This window comes from Candidatus Acidulodesulfobacterium ferriphilum (assembly GCA_004195035.1).
GTDB classification, from domain to species: domain Bacteria; phylum SZUA-79; class SZUA-79; order Acidulodesulfobacterales; family Acidulodesulfobacteraceae; genus Acidulodesulfobacterium; species Acidulodesulfobacterium ferriphilum.
The window spans coordinates 26,361-44,444 of sequence record SGBD01000007.1 but is presented as its reverse complement, the minus strand read 5'-3'; the positions used below and the strand labels follow the sequence as shown (position 1 = coordinate 44,444).

The following is an 18,084-nucleotide window of genomic DNA, read 5'->3' as shown; positions in this document are numbered from 1 at the left end:
GGTAGTGTAATAAAGAATGCCTAAGCCTTGAGAAATTTAGTATTTCTGTAATTTAACGCCTCAAGAATGGAATCTTCGTCTAATTTATCTTTTCCCTCGATATCAGCGATAGTCCTTGCGACTTTCAGGGTTCTATGATAAGCTCTCGACGATATGTTTAATTTTTGGCAGATATTGTAATAAAAACTTAAGGTTGAATCCGATATATTAATATATTTCTTAATACAGGAACCATTTAACGAAGAATTAAACCTGATATCCGTTCCCACATATCTTTTGCCTTGAAATTTTCCGGTTCGCTCAATCCTTTCTTTTATTTCTTTAGAACTTTCGCCTGATTTGTTGTCCATAAGTTTTTCTAAATTAACGGAATATACCTCGATAAATATATCGAATCTATCGAGTATTGGTCCCGACAATTTATTGTAAAACCTGTAAATTTCGGCGCTTGAACACCTGCATTCATGATTTTCATCGCCGTAATAACCGCAGGGACATGGATTCATTGCGGCAATAAGCATAAAATCGCATGGAAAAAGGATCGAAAAGCGGCTTCTCGACAGATTAACCGCTTTATCCTCCATCGGCTGCCTGAGGGAGTCCAATGTTTTTTTACTTAACTCGGAAAACTCGTCTATAAATAAAACTCCGTTGTGGGCAAGACTGATATCCCCTGGTACCGGATTAGCGCTCCCTCCCCCGATTAATCCTGCCGTTGTTATAGCATGATGAACCGAAATAAAAGGCCTTTTTGAAATAAGGATGCCTTCTTCTTGAAACTTTTTGTTTGAAAAACTGCAAATGTTCGATGTCTCGATAGATTCCTCCAGCGATATATCCGGCAATATTCCCATTGCGCTTTTAGCTATCATCGTTTTTCCGCTGCCGGGAGGCCCTATCATAAGAATATTATGATGTCCTGAAACCGCTACTTCAAGCGCTCTTTTGGCAAATTCATGTCCTTTTATATCCAAAAAATCGGGGTAATCATTATTTTTATTTTCCCTTAATTCCATTTGTTTTGCATAAAAGTTAAAATATTCATAATCCGGCAAATAGTTTTCCTTAAAAGCCGCTTGAATTAATTGACCTTCTTCGCCGCTTATGAATTTGCAAACATCCTTTAATGTGCCGAAGGACTTAAAATTAACCCCCAGAAATTCCGCAGTTTCTTTATTTTCATCAGGTATTATGATAGCTTTATTTAATTTCTTAGCTAATATTCCCAGGGCTATTACACCGTTAACCTTATTTAATCTTCCGTTTAAGGATAATTCTCCCGCAATAATATAGTCGTCAAGATTAATTTTGCATTTAAGCAGCCTGGCTGAAATTAAAATACCTATAGCAAACGGCAAGTCAAAGGTTGAGCCTGCCTTCCGTATATCGGCTGGCGCCAAATTTATGGTTATCTTTTTAATGGGATAATCAAAACCGGAGTTTTTAATTGCCGCCCTGACCCTGTCTTTTGCCTCTTTGGTAGAAGTGTCGGGAAGACCCACAATCATAACACCGGGAATGCCTGTCGTTATAAATATTTCAACATCTACCGGAATAGCGTTAATACCTATAAATGTGGCGCTTTTTAGACGGGTAATCATAAAACAATACCTGATAAATAGTTGTATTTTTAAATAAATATTATATCAGCCTATTGTGAAGATATTATGAAGGAAATGTTAAAAAGAGGTTAAACTTTTATTACGATTTAATGAAATTAAATCTAAGGGATAAATGCGCATCCCAAATCCCGATTTAGAAACTGCCTTAGGTATTCCAAAGCGGAGCAATACTGGATTCCTGCCTACGCAGGAATGACTAAAATATAATTTAAATATTCACATAACGGGTGTCATTCCTGCGTAGGCAGGAAAGTCGAGGATAAACTTCACGAGTGTCGTCAGACACGAGAGCGAAGCGGTAATCCAGATTATAACATCCCAAATCGGGATTTGGGCGCATTATCTTATTTGACGAAAACAACTTAGCCTGCCTTTAATTTTCTTGCAGGTGATGCGATTTTTAAATTATTATGTTTAAAAAAGTATGCAAAAAGGGTTTTTTCAGCAACCCCTCCTCCTGTGATTCTCCACACGGGGTTTTCTATAACAAGAGCCGATATGGCAATTTTTTTACCGTTACCCTCGCCAAATCCGGCAAACCACTGGTATAACCCTTCAGGATTATTGCCCGAAATAGTTCCCGTTTTGCCTCCCGCAATAATACCGGGAAGCACATATTGATTGTAAGCATTATAAAAATCCGGACGGCCTATGCCGCTCGTAATGGTTTTAATCATCATCTGTTTCAAAATCAACGCGGTTTTTACCGTTACAGGATTGTCCAGCTCTTTAATTCCCTTATGAATATATATAACATGCCCGTCCGGACTGATAATTTTTTCGATAATATAAGGTTCTATCAGCTTGCCTCCGTTTATTATAACGGCAGAAATTAAAGCAGCCTGAAGAGGGGTAATTTTCACATTTTCAAAGCCGGCGCCGGTAAGTTCTAATTGATAAAATTGATTTGGGACATCCGCTCTGCTTTCTTGAAGATTTAAAATAAAGGGTATGTTTTTATTGAAATAAAATTTATTAAAATACTTCGTCAGCAGTCTTCTTCCGACATAAAATCCTGCAACCTTGCCGAATGCCACATCACAAGATTTTGCAAATGCCAGACTAAAAGATATCCTGTTTAATCCCGTGCTTATATTTTGTTTCCAGTCGGCTTCATTAGTTCCGTAAAGTCCGCCGTTATAGCAGATATTAAACCCGGGGTAAAAGCCCTTTGATTCTATGGCAGCCGATGCCGTTATTATTTTGACCAGCGAACCCGAAGGGTAAGGAATAAGGCCTGAAATCTCGCCCTTCCTTTCTTTATTATGCGAATAAGAAGCTAAACCTAAAACCGCGCCGGTATCGGGGTTTACGGCCGCCATAACCCCGAACGGAACGGCATATTCCTTAAAAGTCTTTTCCGCTTCTTTTTGAATTACGGGTTTTATTGTGTAAACAATAGTATAACCGGCTATTTTTTGAATATAGCGGCCGTTCTTAATTTTATTAAAGACAGGAGGATTATGCCTAAAATATGCTTTTAAGGCTTTAACGGAAAACCCTGCGTCTAAAAAAGGATTAAAATCCAGAGTAGCGGATTTTACTGCCTCTGCTTTATCTTTAATAAAATTAATAGGTCTTATTCCGGTTCCCCGAAACTGTTTATTGCGGATTAGAAGATAAGATTTGCCGAAGTAAAAAATTCTAACCGAACCGTAAACCAACAAAATAACGAAAATTAAAAATCCGATTAATTTTATTAAAGATGCGAAATTATTTTTTTTTCTTTTTTGCCTGTTAAGTATTTTTTGATACGACTTCCAATCCTTTATTCTTTCCATTCATAGAAATCCCCATTAAATAAAATCTAATAATCATCCGTTGCTTTTTCCGCCGACTACAATCGACGGAATTCTCAGCGTAGGCTGGGCGTCGGATACAGGAACGCCCTGTCCGTCTTTACCGCATGTCCCAATGCCGAAACCTAAATCATTCCCTACCATGTCGATATTTTTTAAGACTTCAGGCCCGTTTCCCATAAGGGTTGCCCCGCTGACGGCTTCACCTATAGCCCCGTTTTTTATGATATAACCCTCCATAACATCAAATACGAAATCGCCCGTAACGGTATTTACCTGTCCTCCGCCCATTTTTTTTACAAAAAGACCGCTGTCAACGCTTTTTATAATATCCCCAGGTTTGGAATCCCCCGGCGCTATCATCGTATTGGACATTCTGACTATAGGGTGGTGTTCATACGACTGCCTTCTGCCGTTTCCCGTGAGTTCATATCCATATTTAATATTGGATAACCTGTCGGACATATATTTTTTTAACATCCCGTCCTCCACAAGCACATTTTTATTCGAGAATGTTCCCTCATCGTCAAATCTATAAAATCCTCGTTTTCCTGCTAAGGAAGAGTCGTCTATAACCGTTATTAACTTTGACGCTACCTGTTCTCCAATTTTGTCCGAATAAACGCTCAAGCCGTTTCCCGCAATATCGGCTTCCAACCCATGACCTATAGCCTCATGTATCATTGTTCCGCCGGCCTCGCTCGATAATACCACGGGCATAGTTCCCGAAGGTGCAAAGGGAGCGTCAAGCTGGGTTATTGCCCTGTTCAAAGCCTCCTTAGCGATATCTTCCGGGGCAGCATTATCAAAAAATTCAAAGCCGGTAAAACCTCCCGCCACTTCGTATCCAACCTCCGTCTTTTTGCCGTTAGACACGACAACATGCGCTAAAAATGCCAAATTTTCCCTGACATCTTTCACGAAGTCCCCCATTGAATTTACAATTATAACATCCTGTTTATAGTCGGAATAGGTGATATTTATCTGAACGACCCTTTTATCGAAACCCCATGCAAATTTTACGACGGGTTCTATCTTTTTTAGTTTTTCAAAGGTTGGGGTCTCTGCCACATCCTTTAGGATTTTAAAGTCGGTTTTTGGCTTCTTCTCGTTAAAGTTAAGAGGCGCAATCTTACAGGTATCGCTTCGGTCGTTGTACGCCGCCTCTTTTAAACTTTTCCCGATTTGCATCAGATTTTTTTCATCCAGATTATTCGTATAAGCGTAATATGTTTTTTTATTTGAAATAAGCCTGAGACCGGCTCCATAGGTTATCCCGCTGATTGCTTTTTCGAGTCTTTTCCCTTCGTTAGATAACAAAGTGGAGGCTTTGGATTCTATAAATATATCGACAAAATCATCTTCATTATTCGATGCGTTTGCAAAAATTTTACTAAAATTCAAATTTGTAATATCCATTTTGCCCTCAATGATTACACTTATTATTTTTTATTTATAACTCCATAAATTTTAACATAAGATTGTTTATTTATAAAGATTTTTATATAATTTATACATTGCCATTAAAACTAAAATTAAAATCTTAATTTTCGATGAACGATACCACGCTATTTATAAATCTAAAAAACTTAGAAAATAATATCAATCAAATAAAATCCCTTAAATTAGCTAAAAATAAAACTATAATCGCTATTTTAAAATCCGACGCTTACGGGCATGGAATCATCCCTGTAGCTAACACACTCATAAATAACGGCGTGAACTTTTTTGGAATCGTTAAAATGGATGAGGCAATCTCCCTTCACAAAAATCATCCCGGGGCAAAACTTTTAATGCTAATAGGCATCTCCGAAAACGACATAAAGGAAGCTCTAAATATGAATTTAAGTATTGCCGCTTTTAGTTTGGATTACATTAAATTTCTTTTAAATAAAGCACGGGACATTAAGCCGCCGCGGCCTTTGAACCTGCATATAAAATATGATTCGGGAATGAACAGATTAGGATTAAACGATGCCGAAATAAAAAAGGCAATAGAAATTATAAAAAAAAATAAAAATTTATTAAATATCGAAGGAATTTTCAGTCATTTATCATCTGCCGGAAATGACTTAGAATATACTAATTTTCAACTTAAAAACTATAAAAAGATATTGTCGAAATTTAAAGCCGGGGGTATTACGCCGGAGTTTACCCATATAAGCGCAAGTTCTTCACTTACGAATAATAAAATAGAACAGGATTTTTCTAATGCAATAAGGCCGGGAATATCGCTTTACGGCATAAATCCAAATCAGGATAATTACCCGGGTTTAAATCTTAAGCCGCTTATGACTTTAAAATCGTCTATCATTCAGATAAAAAAAATAAAAAGGGGGGCGTTTATATCTTATAACAATACATTTAAGGCGCCTTACGATATGATAACCGCTATTATACCGGCAGGTTACGATAACGGTATCCCAAGGCTGTTATCGAATAGCGGCAGATTTTTGATCAGGGATAATTTCTCGAATATTGTGGGAATAGTAACTATGAATATGACAATAGTTGACATTACAAAAATAAAGGGGGTAAATATGGACGATGAAGTGATAATTGCGGGAGAAAGTCTTACAAAACGGATTGGACTGGAAGAAATCGCCTTAAAAGCCCGAACCATCCCCTATGAAATATGCCTTAACTTGGGAAAATCAAATCAAAAAGCTTATATTTATTAGGGCATAAAAAAAGCCCGCTGGAAAGCGGGCTTAATTGCCAAAAAATATCGGCAGAACTTTAACTTAAACCGCATTGACCTCTTTCACGCCCGGCACGCGTTCCTTCAGCAGGCGTTCGATGCCGCCCTTGAGCGTCATTATAGAACCCATGCAACCGGCGCAGGCGCCTTTAAGTCTAACATTAACGGTTCCGTCATCTAAAATGTTCACCAACTCCACATCACCTCCGTCAAATTGCAAAGACGGTCTGATTTCATCTAAAACCTTTGTCACCTGAACTCTATCTAAAGCCATTATTAAATCCTCCTTTTATTTAGTCTTATTTAGCCGCTCTTACCTATATTACCGACTGAACAGTTTGCTTGCAGGACGGCTAATATCTTAAATTAATGCCCGAAACTTAACGGATTTTACATATCATATATATATATGAAAATTTGCCCGTTTCATCTCATCCTATCTATAATAATACTATCATCAAATATATTTAATGTCAAGGATTTCAAACTCTTTAACACCCTTGGGAACATTTATGGTTACCTCATCTCCTACGCATCTGCCTATTAATGCTTTAGCGATAGGGGAACTTATGGAAATTTTACATTCTTTTATATTTGATTCGAGATCCCCGACTATCTGGTACTCCACCTCGCACTCCGCATTTAAATCCAACAGTTTTACAAATGCGCCGAACACGACCTTTTCTTCGCAAATTCTGGATATATCTATCACCTGAGCCCCTGCTATCTTATCCTCAAGCTCCATAATCTTACCCTCCAGAAAACTCTGCCTTTCTTTTGCGGCATGATACTCTGCATTCTCGGATAAATCCCCGTGAGCCCTTGCCTCTTCGATTGCCTTGATGTTTGCAGGTCTTTCGACGGATTTTAACCTTTTTAATTCCTTAACCATATTGCCGTAACCTTCTTTTGTAATAGGAAAAGATTTTTCTGCCCCTGCCAATAAAACTCACCTCCTTATATTCCTTTATAATAATCTTGCAATGCCCTGACCGATACATTATGTTCCTTCAACGCCCTTATTGCCATACATGCGGCGGCAGCGCCCCTGATTGTCGTGTAATAAGGCAAAGAAAATTCGATGGCGCTTCTTCTTATTATATACGAATCCTCTAAGGATTTCATCCCCCTTGGCGTGTTAAAAATCATTGAAATCTCCTTGTTTTTAAGGGCGTCTATTATGTGCGGCCTGCCTTCTTTTACCTTATTTATCTTTTGATTTTCAATGTTTAACCCGCTTAAATACTCCGATGTTCCCTTTGTGGCGAGTATATGGAAACCCATATCTATTAAAGGCTTGCAAATATCGCTTAAATATTTTTTGTCCTCATCTTTAACGCTTATCAAAACCGCACCCGATAATGGAAGGTTTTGTCCCGCGGCTATCTGTGATTTGGCATACGCCATTCCGAAATTTACATCTATTCCCATTACCTCGCCCGTTGAACGCATTTCCGGACCAAGCATAGGGTCGACATTAGAAAATTTCGAGAACGGAAAAACGGCTTCCTTCACGCAATAATAATCGATATTAAACGACTTCCCAAGTTTGAAGGAATCAAGCTCTTCCCCGAGAAGAATCTTCGTCGCAAGTTTAGCAACGGGGATACCCGTAGCCTTGCTGACAAACGGCACGGTTCTCGATGCCCGCGGATTAACTTCTATAACATATATATCGTTATTTTTAACGGCATATTGAATATTGATAAGGCCCATAACTTTAAACTCAAAACAAATCGTTACGGTTATTTCTTTTATCCTTTCGATAATATCCCTGTCTAAAGAAAATGCCGGCAATGAACATGCGCTGTCCCCGGAATGAACGCCTGCTTCTTCTATATGCTCCATTATTCCCGCTATATAAACGGACTTAGAGTCGCTTAATGCGTCAACATCTACCTCGATGGCATCTTCTAAAAATTTATCTATAAGGATAGGAAAAGAAATATCCTGCTTAAATATTTTTTTGATATATTGTCGTAAATTATTTTCATTATAGATAATTTCCATTGCCCTTCCGCCCAGAACATAAGAAGGCCTCAGTAAAACAGGAAACCCGATCCTGGTAGAATTCTTATAAACCTCTTCATCGTTAAACGCCATTGAACTATTCGGCTGCAGCAGATTTAATTTTTCGATCACCCTTTTGAACTTTTCCCTATCCTCGGCGGTGTCAATATCTTTAAAAGATGTTCCCAGTATTTTAATGCCGCTTGAATCAAATCCTTTTGCCAGCTTAAGCGGCGTTTGACCGCCAAATTGTAATATAATAGGCGGGTTAGCCTCAATATTTTCGATACTCATAACATCTTCGGAAGTTAACGGTTCAAAATATAATCTGGATGAGGTGTCATAATCGGTCGAAACAGTTTCGGGGTTACAGTTAACCATTATCGAAGAATAACCGCTTTCTTTTAAAGCTAAGGCGCAGTGAACACAGCAATAGTCAAATTCTATTCCCTGTCCGATTCTGTTCGGACCGCTGCCCAGAATAACTATTTTCTTGTTTTCTAACGGTTTGACCTCGTTAAATTTATCATAAGATGAATACATATAAGGCGTAGCTGCCTCAAATTCGGCGGCGCAGGTATCGACCTTCTTATAAACCCTTAATATATTATTCTTTTTGCAAATGTCTGCTATAAACCTTTCGGCCTCTTTGATTAATGCGACTGCGCTTTCGTCTTTTTTTGAATAATCTTCGGGGGCAATATGCTTTCCGTCTTTATATCTCGCGGTCAGCTTTGCAATAACCCAGTTAGAAAAATCAAATTCTTTAGCTTCTCTTAAGAGCGGAATATTCCCTTCCAAATCCGTGGTAGAAAATAGTTTTTTTTCAAGTTCTATGATGAGTTTAATTTGATTTAAAAACCACTTATCGATTTTGGACAATTCATTAATCTCGTCAATCGTGAGATTTATCCTGAGGGCATCGGCTATTAAAAACAGCCTTCTATAATCGTTATTTTTTATCAGCGACCTTATTTCTTCTTTAATCATAAGGGTGTCTTGTTTGTTTTCGATGTCGCCGTAAGATAAATCCAATCCGTAAAGGGATTCAATCCCGTAATTCCCATTTTCCAATGACCTTGCGGCCTTTTGAATCGAACCCGCAAATGTTCTGCCTATTGCCATAACCTCGCCGACCGATTTCATATGGGTCGTCAGGGTATTATCGGTTTGAGGGAATTTTTCGAATGTAAAACGGGGTATTTTTGTAACGACATAATCTATCGACGGTTCGAAACATGCAAGCGTTTTTTTAGTAATATCGTTCGTAATTTCATCTAAAGTATAACCGACTGCTAACTTTGCGGCAATCTTGGCTATTGCGAACCCTGTTGCCTTCGAGGCTAAACTTGAGCTTCTTGAAACCCTTGGGTTCATCTCGATAACATATACCTTATCGGAATCGGGGTCTAAAGCAAATTGAATATTAGAGCCGCCCGTTTCGACTCCTATTTCGTTCATTATCTTAATGGAATAGTCGCGAAGTTTCTGTAAATCTTTATCGTTCAAGGTTTGAACAGGCGCGACGGTAATCGAATCTCCCGTATGAATCCCCATAGGATCAAAGTTTTCGATAGAGCATATTATTATAGTATTTCGATTTTTATCCGTCATGACCTCAAGTTCGACCTCTTTGAATCCTATAACTGATTTTTCGATTAATATCTCGTTAATCGGGCTTGCGTTTATACCGTTTGAGGCAAACTCTGCAAATTCTTCAATATTATACGCAATGCCTCCGCCGGTGCCGCCCAGCGTAAAAGAAGGTCTTATAATTACGGGAAAACCGATACTCTTTTGAACCTCGTAAGCCTCATCCATGTTAGTGGCAAAACCGCCCTGCAAAACCGGAACGCCTATCTTTTCCATGCTCTTTTTAAAATATTCTCTATCCTCGGCTTTTTTAATCGCGTCAACATTGGCGCCTAAAATTTTTAATCCGTATTTTTGTAAAACTCCGCTTTCGTGAAGCTCTAAAGTCAGGTTAAGGGCGGTCTGTCCGCCAAGCGTCGGCAATATGCTGTCCGGTCTTTCCTTTTCTATGATTTTTGCAATAAATTCCTTTGTCAGGGGTTCGATGTAAGTCTTACTCGCATAACCCGGGTCCGTCATAATCGTAGCAGGGTTAGAATTTACAAGTATGACTTCATAGCCCTCCTCGGCCAAGGCTTTTGCCCCCTGGGTGCCGGAATAATCGAACTCGGCCGCCTGCCCTATTACGATAGGACCCGAGCCTACTATCAAAATTCTTTTAATATCGGTTCTTTTAGGCATAATTTTACCGGACGGTTTAAATTTTTGATTAAAACATTAAAGAATTATCTTCCTGAAAATATCCTGTTAAATTCGCGTTTGCCAGATCTAAAATGGCTTCCGCATACTCCCCCGCGGTTATTTTTCGATTGATTTTAAAATCGTAACAGGCTTTATACGCGGGAAAATATTGGCTCATAAGGCTTACAGGGACATTTTCGCTAAGTTCGTCCGCAATAAATCTAAAAGAATCTTTATGTCCGCTTATTCCTGCCGGCAAAACGAGATGCCTGACCATAAGACCCGAAACGGCAACCCCTTTAACATCCGTAACAAGTTCCTTAACCTGATTATACATAATCTTCAAAGCCGACCTATTAACTTCGACATAATCTTTTATTCCCGAATACATTAAAGCCTCTTCATTATTTGAATACTTAATATCGGGAAGATATATGCTGATAATTTTATCCAATAAGTTAAGCATCTCCCCTGTTTCATACCCCGAACTGTTATAGACAATTGGTACCGACAGCCCTCCTTGTTTTGCCAAAAATATAGATTCCGCAATAAACGGCATATAATGCGAAGACGAAACTAAATTAATGTTGCAAGCGCCTTTTTCCTGCAGTTTAAGCATGCCCGCCGCAAGGTCCGCGGCATTATATGAATTTCCCGCGCAATACCTGCTAATCGGATAATTCTGGCAAAATTTACATTTTAGCGGACATCCGCTAAAAAAAATTGTCCCCGAACCTGTCTTGCCGGATATAGGCGGCTCCTCGCCAAAATGAAGGTTTATGCTTGCGATTCTTAATTTATCTTCCGCACCGCACAAGCCTTTTTCGCCGTTTAATCTCTTAGCTTTGCATCTTCTTGGACAAAGCCCGCATTCTCCCATTAACTCGTAAAGTCCATCGATTTTGGCCAGAAACTCTTTATTTGAAATGTTTAAATATGACGGCAAATGTCTTGGCTTCATTAAAAAACTCTTTTTTTATTATGCAAACATAGCTCTTTGAATTCGGAAAAAAGATACCTTGAATCTCTGGGTCCCGGCGAACTCTCGGGGTGGTATTGGACCGAAAATGCCTTTAATTCATCATTTTTAATGCCTTCCACGGTATTATCGTTAAGGCTTATATGGGTTAATTCGGTATTCCTCGATATGCGGCCGCCGGTATTCGACAAATTAACGCAAAAACCATGATTTTGCGAGGTTATTTCTATCTTTGAGGTTTTGAGGTTTTTAACAGGATGATTTATTCCGTGATGTCCAAATTTAAGTTTGTAAGTACTAAAACCTAACGACAAAGCTAACAACTGGTGCCCTAAACATATTCCAAAAACAGGTTTTTCGCCTAACAGGCTTTTTAAGGTTTCTATTTCTTCTTTCATAGTTTTAGGGTCTCCCGGTCCGTTGGATAAAAGAATTCCGTCAGGCTCGGTTTTAAGTATCTCCTGTTTGGAAAAATTATGCGGAACAACAGTTACGCAGGCATTTAAATCGTTAAGGCATCGCACCGTATTATACTTAACGCCGTAATCGATAATAGTTACATTAAACTCGGGGGACTTAACCTTTTTTTCATAAACCCCCACAGTAGAAACATTTTTAACGAGATTTAAACCTTCCATTTTTGGCAAACCGGTCAGTTTGCTTTTAATATATGTAATTCCCGATTCCTTTGGGGCAATATACGCATTAATAGAACCCTCCTCCCTTAATTCTATCGCTAAATGCCTTGTATCAATCCCCGAAATTACAGGAAAGCCGTAAGCATTGACAAATTCCGATAAACTTTTTGAAGCGCCGAAATGGGAAAACATCCGGACATAGTTTCTTGTTACAAGCCCAGATAACCATACCTTTTCGGATTCAAAATCCGTATCGTTTATCCCGTAATTGCCGATCATGGGATAAGTCATAAGAACAACCTGCCCGTTATAAGAAGGGTCGGTAATTAACTCTTGATAACCGTTCATAGCCGTATTAAAAACAATTTCGCCCCCCGATTCTATCGCTTTTCCCTCGTAATAACCCTCGTAATATTTCCCGTTGTCAAGCAGGAGCAGGGCTTTTTCTTTGCTTAGATTGTCCATATTTATAAATAAGTTGAAATATTAATTTGCTTTAATTAAATTGGCGTTAACGACGATATATAACGGAAGTCCGATAAAATCCATATCGATAAAAGGAGAATTTTTACTTAGCGATTTAATTTTATCCTTTGTGAATGTCCACTTTTTATTAATATCCACAACGGTGATATCTCCGATAAATCCGTTTTTTATAGCCCCCCTGCTGCCCAGGTTCAAAATGCTTGCAGGATTTAAAGACATAAGCCTTGCTATATCCGTCAGCGTCAGCCTTTTTTCCCTGTATAACTTTAATGTTAACGGAAGCGATGTTTGAAGACCTATAATTCCAAACGGGGCTTCGATCAGCGTCGTATCTTTTTCGTCTTCGCTATGCGGGGCGTGATCCGAAGCTATAACATCGATTGTCCCGTCTAACAGCGCCTCTTTAATGGCGGCAATATCGTCCTTTGTCCTTAGAGGCGGATTCATTTTCGCATTGGTATTATAGTTTGTCAGCGAGTCTTCGGAAAGGGTAAAATAGTGCGGGCATGTTTCGCATGTAATATTTGCGCCTTCCTTTTTCGCCTGTCTTATTATATTAACCGAACCTTTAGTTGAAACATGGGCTATATGAAGCCTTGCTTCATAATATTTAGCGAGCATCGCATCCCTTGCCACGGCTATTTCTTCGACAATGCTTGGAATTCCCGCAACTCCAAGGCTTTGAGAAACCACACCCTCGTTCATTACTCCTTTACCGCGCAGTTTTATATCCTCGCTGTGGGTTATAACGGGTAAATCGAATGTTTTGGCATATAAAAGCGCTCTTGCCATAAGCGAGCTGTCATCTACCGGATTTCCGTCGTCGCTTATCGCAACGGCTCCCGATTCTTTTAATTCGCCGATATTAGACAGGGATAACCCTTTTAAATCTTTCGATATAGCGCCGACGGTAAAAAGATTAATCAGATTAACGGATTTTGCCCTGTTTAATAAAAAACTATTTACGGATTTAGAATCGTTTGGAGGATTGGTATTCGGCATACAGCAGATTGATGTAAATCCGCCCGCTACCGCCGCCCCCATTCCCGACTTAATATTTTCCTTATATTCGAAACCGGGCTCCCTTAAATGGACATGCATATCTATAAGCCCCGGCAAAACGACTAAACCCTTTGCATCTAATGTTTCGGCGCCTTTTATAGTCTTTTCCTGCGGAAAGTCTTTGATAGCGCCGTTTTCTATATAAATATCCCTTTTAACTTCCGTTTTAGTAACGGGATCGACGACCACCCCGTTTTTTATTATAAGTTTTCGCATACTTTTATTTTTTTTTTACACCGAGCAAAATGTAAAGGCAGGCCATCCTCACCGCCACCCCATTTTCAACCTGCTTTAAAATACGGGTTTTATTTTCGTTTATTATACTGCCGGCTATTTCTACATCGCGGTTTACTGGGCCGGGGTGAAGCACCATAACATCTTTTGAGGCTAAAGATAACAAACCTGGCGTTAATTTGAAGAAATTTCTGTATTCTTCTATGGACGGTATAAAATAATAACTTGCCCTTTCCTTTTGAATTCTGAGCATTATTATAACATCGGCATTTTTAACCGCTTCTTCCATACTGCATGCGATTTTTACATTCCGCTGGTCCTTGAAATCTTTAAGTCTGGGTAAAAGCGAATACGGGCCGTATAAATAAATCTCTGCTCCAAGCTTAGATAATCCGTAAATATCGGACCTTGCCACCCTTGAATGGTAAATATCTCCGATAATTGCAACCTTAAGGGAACCGATATTTCTCTTTTCCTCCATTATGGTCATAATATCCAAAAGGCATTGGGTCGGGTGTTCATTCATCCCGTCACCCGCATTTATGGTTGAGGCTTTTGTTATTTTCGATATAAAATAAGATGCCCCCGATTCATGATGCCTTACAATAAAGGCATCAGGTTTCATGGATTCTAAATTTAATATGGTGTCCTTTAAACTCTCTCCTTTGGTAACCGAGCTTTGTGAAATAGTGATGTTTAATGAATCCGCGCTAAGTCTTTTTTGGGCAATCTCGAAGGATGATCTCGTTCTTGTAGAAGGTTCGTAAAAAAGATTCACGACGGTTTTCCCCCTCAAAGTCGGAACCTTCTTTATATCCTTCAATGATATTTTTTTAAATTCCTTTGCCGTTTCTATAAAGTAATAAATATCGGATTTTGTCAGGTCATTAATCGAAATGAGGTCTTTTTTATCGAAGCTCATTGAAAATTAAATATTATTTTTTAATAATTTTATCAACATGTTTTTCTTTGCTTAAAATATCGACATGAATTATTTCATCCTTGCCCGACTCAATTTTTTTCCCGACAAAGTCTGGACATATAGGCAGCTCCCTTCCCCCTTTATCGATAAAAACGGCAAGCTTGATACATTTAGGCCTTCCGAAATCAAAAATTTCGTCTATTGCCGCCCTTACCGTTCTTCCGCTGCTTATAACATCGTCAACCAGAATGATATCTTTATCCTCTATGTCAAAGGGCAATTCCGTCGATTTTATGGTTTTTTTTACGGCAAACGGATCGTCCCTGTAAAGCGTCATATCGACATAACCCATTTCGCAATCTATTTCAAAGCGGTTCTTAATGCCATTTCTTATTAAGCCGGCTAATGGAACCCCTCCTTCTTTTATGCCGATTATAACGGTATTGTTAAAACCTCCGGCGGCCGCCCGGGTCTGCGGCGGGGTTGATTTTAAAACAGAGTCTATAAAATAGTTCAGAATATCGTTTGTTGCCGAATCGTCAAAAAGTAAGCTTTTATCCAATTTTTTAGAATCGTCGGAACTAACCATTTTGCATCTTGCCTTCCCCGTACTTAAAAGGGCAATCGGGAACCATCTTGAAAAATCTTTTGTAATAAATATCGAAATGATTTTTGGGATTCCATGAAAAATAAATCATAAATGCCTGTCCTATTATATCCTTATACGGCACAAAACCCCAATATCTTGAGTCTAAGCTGTTATCCCTGTTATCTCCCATAACAAAAAGCTCGCCCTTAGGAACGGTTATCGGACCGAAATTATCCCTCGGGGAATCGTAGGCCGGCAAAAGCTTTTTTGATGCCCATTTGGCATACTTGCAAACATACAGACGATTATTTACATAAACGTTGTTGTTGATAATCTGGACTTTATCCCCGGGCGTTCCGACCACTCTTTTTATAAAATCTATCCCCGGGTGTAAATTATATTTTTTTGCGTAAGGGAATTTAAAAACTATGACCTGACCTGTTTCAGGATGAGACACGGGAATAACGGCCTTTGTGAATGGAATATGGACACCGTAGATAAACTTGTTGACTAATATATGGTCGCCGGGTATAAGATCGGGTTCCATCGAACCTGATGGGATTTTAAACGCCTGCACCACGAATGCCCTAAAAAAAAGAGCTATGACTATCGCTATGACTATCGCCTTAAAATAGTCCCATAAAGTATTTTTGCTCATAAGTATATAATATTATAGAATAAAGATAGAATTTGCCTGATAAAATAAACGAATCAGATTAATTTTATAGATTATATCAATTTTTTTGCCTAAAGTCTATAAGTTTCAAACCTCCCAAATCCCGATTTAGAAATTTATTTTCTGGATTCCTGCTTTCGCAGGAATGACACCCAACGGGTGAAACGATAAATCCTCTCAAAGTCATTCCTGCGAAACCAGGAATCCAGATTTACTTAACATTGGAATATATAAATATTTTCTAAATCGGGATTTGGAAAACCTTATGTTTCAAACCTTAAGTATCGAAAGAAATGCCTCCTGCGGAATTTCAACCGATCCGATGTTCTTCATTTTCTTTTTACCTTCTTTCTGCTTTTCCAAAAGTTTTCTTTTCCTTGTAATATCCCCGCCGTAACATTTCGCCAGAACATTCTTTCTTAATGCCTTGATTTCCTCTCTTGCGATAATTTTAGACCCTATTTGAGCCTGAAGAATAACCTCGAATAATTGCCTCGGTATTAATGTTCTTAGCTTTTCCACGATATTTCTTCCGCGGGCATAAGCCTTATCCTTGTGAACGATAACGGAAAGCGCATCGACAGGGTCTTTATTAACAAGTATTTCAAGCTTAATCATATCGGCCTGCCTATATCCGCTGAGTTCGTAATCAAAAGACGCGTAGCCCTTCGACAATGATTTGAGCTGATCGTAAAAATCGAGGACTATTTCGGACAGCGGCAGGTCATAAATAAGCTGAACTCTGTTTTTTGTTATGTACTTTAACTCAACCTGATGCCCCCTTTTTTCGACACAAAGGTTTATTATCTTTCCTAAAAATTCTGAAGGAACATAAATATTTGCCCTGATAAACGGCTCTTCGATATAGTCCACCTCCTGCGCGGGTATTTCCTTTGACGGCGGAAATTTCATAGGATTAAGCGCAGATTTTACTTCCCCTGTTTTTGTAACGATATTATAAAGAACGGTGGGGGATGTCGATATTAGGCTAAGGTTATATTCCCTTTCCAATCTTTCGACTATTATTTCCATATGCAAAAGCCCCAAAAATCCGCACCTAAATCCAAAACCTAAGGCAAGAGAGTTCTCGGGCTCATAGGAAAATGAAGGATCGTTAAGCTTAAGTTTTTCGATGGAATCCTTAAGCTCGGGATAATCGTTTGCATCTATCGGATAAATCCCCGCAAATACCATCGGTTTTGGTTCTTTAAAACCCGAAAGCGGATTTTTGGCCGGGTTTTCTTTTAAGGTAATGGTGTCCCCGATTTTAAATCTGCCCGCGTCTTTTATATTTGCGATAATAAAACCAACCTCGCCGGCGCTTAAACAATTTAGTTCTTTCATGTAAGGATTGTAAACGCCGACTTTTTGAACCTCGTAATAAGCGCCTGAATTCATTAGAAGTATGTTGTTCCCCGGAACAACTTTCCCGTCGAATATCCTGACAAGCGCAACAACACCCTGATATGCATCGAACCATGAATCAAAAATTAAAGCCTTGAGGGGGGCGGACGAGTCTCCTTTAGGCGCAGGAATTTTATTTATTATAGCCTCAAGTATCTCCTTTATCCCTATGCCTTCTTTAGCGCTTGCCAAAATAGCATCGCCTGCATCAAGACCGACAACCTCCTCTATCTCTTTTTTTGTCTTTTCGGGATCCGCGCTGGGCAAATCGATCTTATTTATAACCGGAACAATGGTTAAGTTCATATCGGAAGCAATATAAACATTAGCAAGCGTCTGTGCCTCGACACCCTGGGTGGCATCAACCACAAGAAGCGCGCCTTCGCATGCGGCTAACGACTTTGAAACCTCGTAAGAAAAATCCACATGCCCCGGGGTGTCTATTAGGTTAAGAGCATAATTAACGCCGTTATAATCATAATTTAACCGGACGGTTTGAGCCTTTATGGTGATGCCTCTTTCGCGTTCAAGTTCCATATTATCAAGGAACTGGGAAACCTTTTCTCTTTCGGTTATTGCTCCGGTAAAGTCTAAAAATCTGTCCGCAAGCGTGGATTTCCCGTGGTCTATATGGGCTATGATAGAAAAATTTCTTATGTTTTTGATTTCCATTGATTAATTAATGCAA

At 39.0% G+C, this 18,084-nt stretch carries 13 protein-coding genes and 1 pseudogene; 1 reads left to right on the top strand and 13 read right to left on the bottom strand.

What is annotated here, in order from left to right; translation table 11 throughout:
* Positions 1–20 precede the first annotated feature (20 nt).
* From EVJ47_09125 to EVJ47_09115, 3 genes are all read right to left on the bottom strand, one after another.
* Complete coding sequence (locus tag EVJ47_09125; GenBank protein RZD13824.1) at positions 21–1,601, bottom strand: ATP-binding protein; 1,581 nt, start codon at positions 1,599–1,601, stop codon at positions 21–23.
* 383 nt (positions 1,602–1,984) lie between these two features.
* The gene (locus EVJ47_09120; protein RZD13823.1) at positions 1,985–3,403 is read right to left on the bottom strand and encodes a hypothetical protein; all 1,419 of its coding nucleotides are present in this window, start codon (positions 3,401–3,403) and stop codon (positions 1,985–1,987) included.
* Between the two features lie 33 nt (positions 3,404–3,436).
* Positions 3,437–4,840 carry a TldD/PmbA family protein gene (locus tag EVJ47_09115; GenBank protein ID RZD13822.1) on the bottom strand — a complete coding sequence of 468 codons (1,404 nt, stop codon included), beginning with the start codon at positions 4,838–4,840 and terminating at the stop codon, positions 3,437–3,439.
* A 134-nt stretch (positions 4,841–4,974) separates the two neighbouring features.
* On the opposite strand from EVJ47_09115, the gene alr reads away from it, so the two are divergent.
* Positions 4,975–6,102 carry an alanine racemase gene (alr, locus tag EVJ47_09110; protein ID RZD13821.1) on the top strand — a complete coding sequence of 376 codons (1,128 nt, stop codon included), beginning with the start codon at positions 4,975–4,977 and terminating at the stop codon, positions 6,100–6,102.
* A gap of 63 nt (positions 6,103–6,165) precedes the next feature.
* Here the strand turns inward: alr and EVJ47_09105 are convergent, their stop codons facing one another.
* From EVJ47_09105 to EVJ47_09060, 10 genes and pseudogenes are all read right to left on the bottom strand, one after another.
* Entirely contained in the window at positions 6,166–6,396 is a 231-nt protein-coding gene (locus tag EVJ47_09105) for a NifU family protein (GenBank protein ID RZD13820.1), read from the bottom strand.
* A gap of 183 nt (positions 6,397–6,579) precedes the next feature.
* On the bottom strand, positions 6,580–7,038 hold the full coding sequence (gene greA / locus EVJ47_09100; GenBank protein RZD13836.1) for a transcription elongation factor GreA: 459 nt from the start codon (positions 7,036–7,038) through the stop codon (positions 6,580–6,582).
* A 41-nt stretch (positions 7,039–7,079) separates the two neighbouring features.
* Positions 7,080–10,406, bottom strand: coding sequence for a carbamoyl-phosphate synthase large subunit (gene carB / locus EVJ47_09095; protein ID RZD13819.1), 3,327 nt, complete (start codon positions 10,404–10,406; stop codon positions 7,080–7,082).
* A gap of 91 nt (positions 10,407–10,497) precedes the next feature.
* Positions 10,498–11,367 (bottom strand): annotated as a pseudogene (locus EVJ47_09090) (radical SAM protein).
* Positions 11,367–12,488: a carbamoyl-phosphate synthase small subunit gene (carA, locus tag EVJ47_09085; GenBank protein ID RZD13818.1), complete on the bottom strand. Its 1,122-nt coding sequence runs from the start codon at positions 12,486–12,488 to the stop codon at positions 11,367–11,369. The pseudogene EVJ47_09090 and the gene carA overlap by 1 nt, the downstream one beginning before the upstream one ends.
* Before the next feature lie 21 nt (positions 12,489–12,509).
* Positions 12,510–13,787, bottom strand: coding sequence for a dihydroorotase (locus EVJ47_09080; GenBank protein RZD13817.1), 1,278 nt, complete (start codon positions 13,785–13,787; stop codon positions 12,510–12,512).
* 4 nt (positions 13,788–13,791) lie between these two features.
* A complete protein-coding gene (locus EVJ47_09075) occupies positions 13,792–14,727 on the bottom strand; it encodes an aspartate carbamoyltransferase catalytic subunit (GenBank protein RZD13816.1) in 936 nt (311 codons plus the stop codon).
* A gap of 13 nt (positions 14,728–14,740) precedes the next feature.
* A complete protein-coding gene (gene pyrR / locus EVJ47_09070) occupies positions 14,741–15,316 on the bottom strand; it encodes a bifunctional pyr operon transcriptional regulator/uracil phosphoribosyltransferase PyrR (GenBank protein ID RZD13815.1) in 576 nt (191 codons plus the stop codon).
* Positions 15,309–15,974, bottom strand: coding sequence for a signal peptidase I (lepB, locus tag EVJ47_09065; protein ID RZD13814.1), 666 nt, complete (start codon positions 15,972–15,974; stop codon positions 15,309–15,311). Before lepB ends, pyrR begins: the two co-directional genes overlap by 8 nt.
* Positions 15,975–16,262: 288 nt before the next feature.
* A complete protein-coding gene (locus tag EVJ47_09060; protein ID RZD13813.1) occupies positions 16,263–18,068 on the bottom strand; it encodes an elongation factor 4 in 1,806 nt (601 codons plus the stop codon).
* Positions 18,069–18,084 lie beyond the last annotated feature (16 nt).

What these genes read in the sequence shown, in the direction of transcription:
- EVJ47_09125 (RZD13824.1), bottom strand. Translation starts at nt 1,601, where the DNA reads ATGATTACCCGTCTAAAAAGCGCCACATTTATAGGTATTAACGCTATT.
- EVJ47_09120 (RZD13823.1), bottom strand. Translation starts at nt 3,403, where the DNA reads ATGGAAAGAATAAAGGATTGGAAGTCGTATCAAAAAATACTTAACAGG.
- EVJ47_09115 (RZD13822.1), bottom strand. Translation starts at nt 4,840, where the DNA reads ATGGATATTACAAATTTGAATTTTAGTAAAATTTTTGCAAACGCATCG.
- alr (RZD13821.1), top strand. Translation starts at nt 4,975, where the DNA reads ATGAACGATACCACGCTATTTATAAATCTAAAAAACTTAGAAAATAAT.
- EVJ47_09105 (RZD13820.1), bottom strand. Translation starts at nt 6,396, where the DNA reads ATGGCTTTAGATAGAGTTCAGGTGACAAAGGTTTTAGATGAAATCAGA.
- carB (RZD13819.1), bottom strand. Translation starts at nt 10,406, where the DNA reads ATGCCTAAAAGAACCGATATTAAAAGAATTTTGATAGTAGGCTCGGGT.
- carA (RZD13818.1), bottom strand. Translation starts at nt 12,488, where the DNA reads ATGGACAATCTAAGCAAAGAAAAAGCCCTGCTCCTGCTTGACAACGGG.
- EVJ47_09080 (RZD13817.1), bottom strand. Translation starts at nt 13,787, where the DNA reads ATGCGAAAACTTATAATAAAAAACGGGGTGGTCGTCGATCCCGTTACT.
- EVJ47_09075 (RZD13816.1), bottom strand. Translation starts at nt 14,727, where the DNA reads ATGAGCTTCGATAAAAAAGACCTCATTTCGATTAATGACCTGACAAAA.
- pyrR (RZD13815.1), bottom strand. Translation starts at nt 15,316, where the DNA reads ATGGTTAGTTCCGACGATTCTAAAAAATTGGATAAAAGCTTACTTTTT.
- lepB (RZD13814.1), bottom strand. Translation starts at nt 15,974, where the DNA reads ATGAGCAAAAATACTTTATGGGACTATTTTAAGGCGATAGTCATAGCG.
- EVJ47_09060 (RZD13813.1), bottom strand. Translation starts at nt 18,068, where the DNA reads ATGGAAATCAAAAACATAAGAAATTTTTCTATCATAGCCCATATAGAC.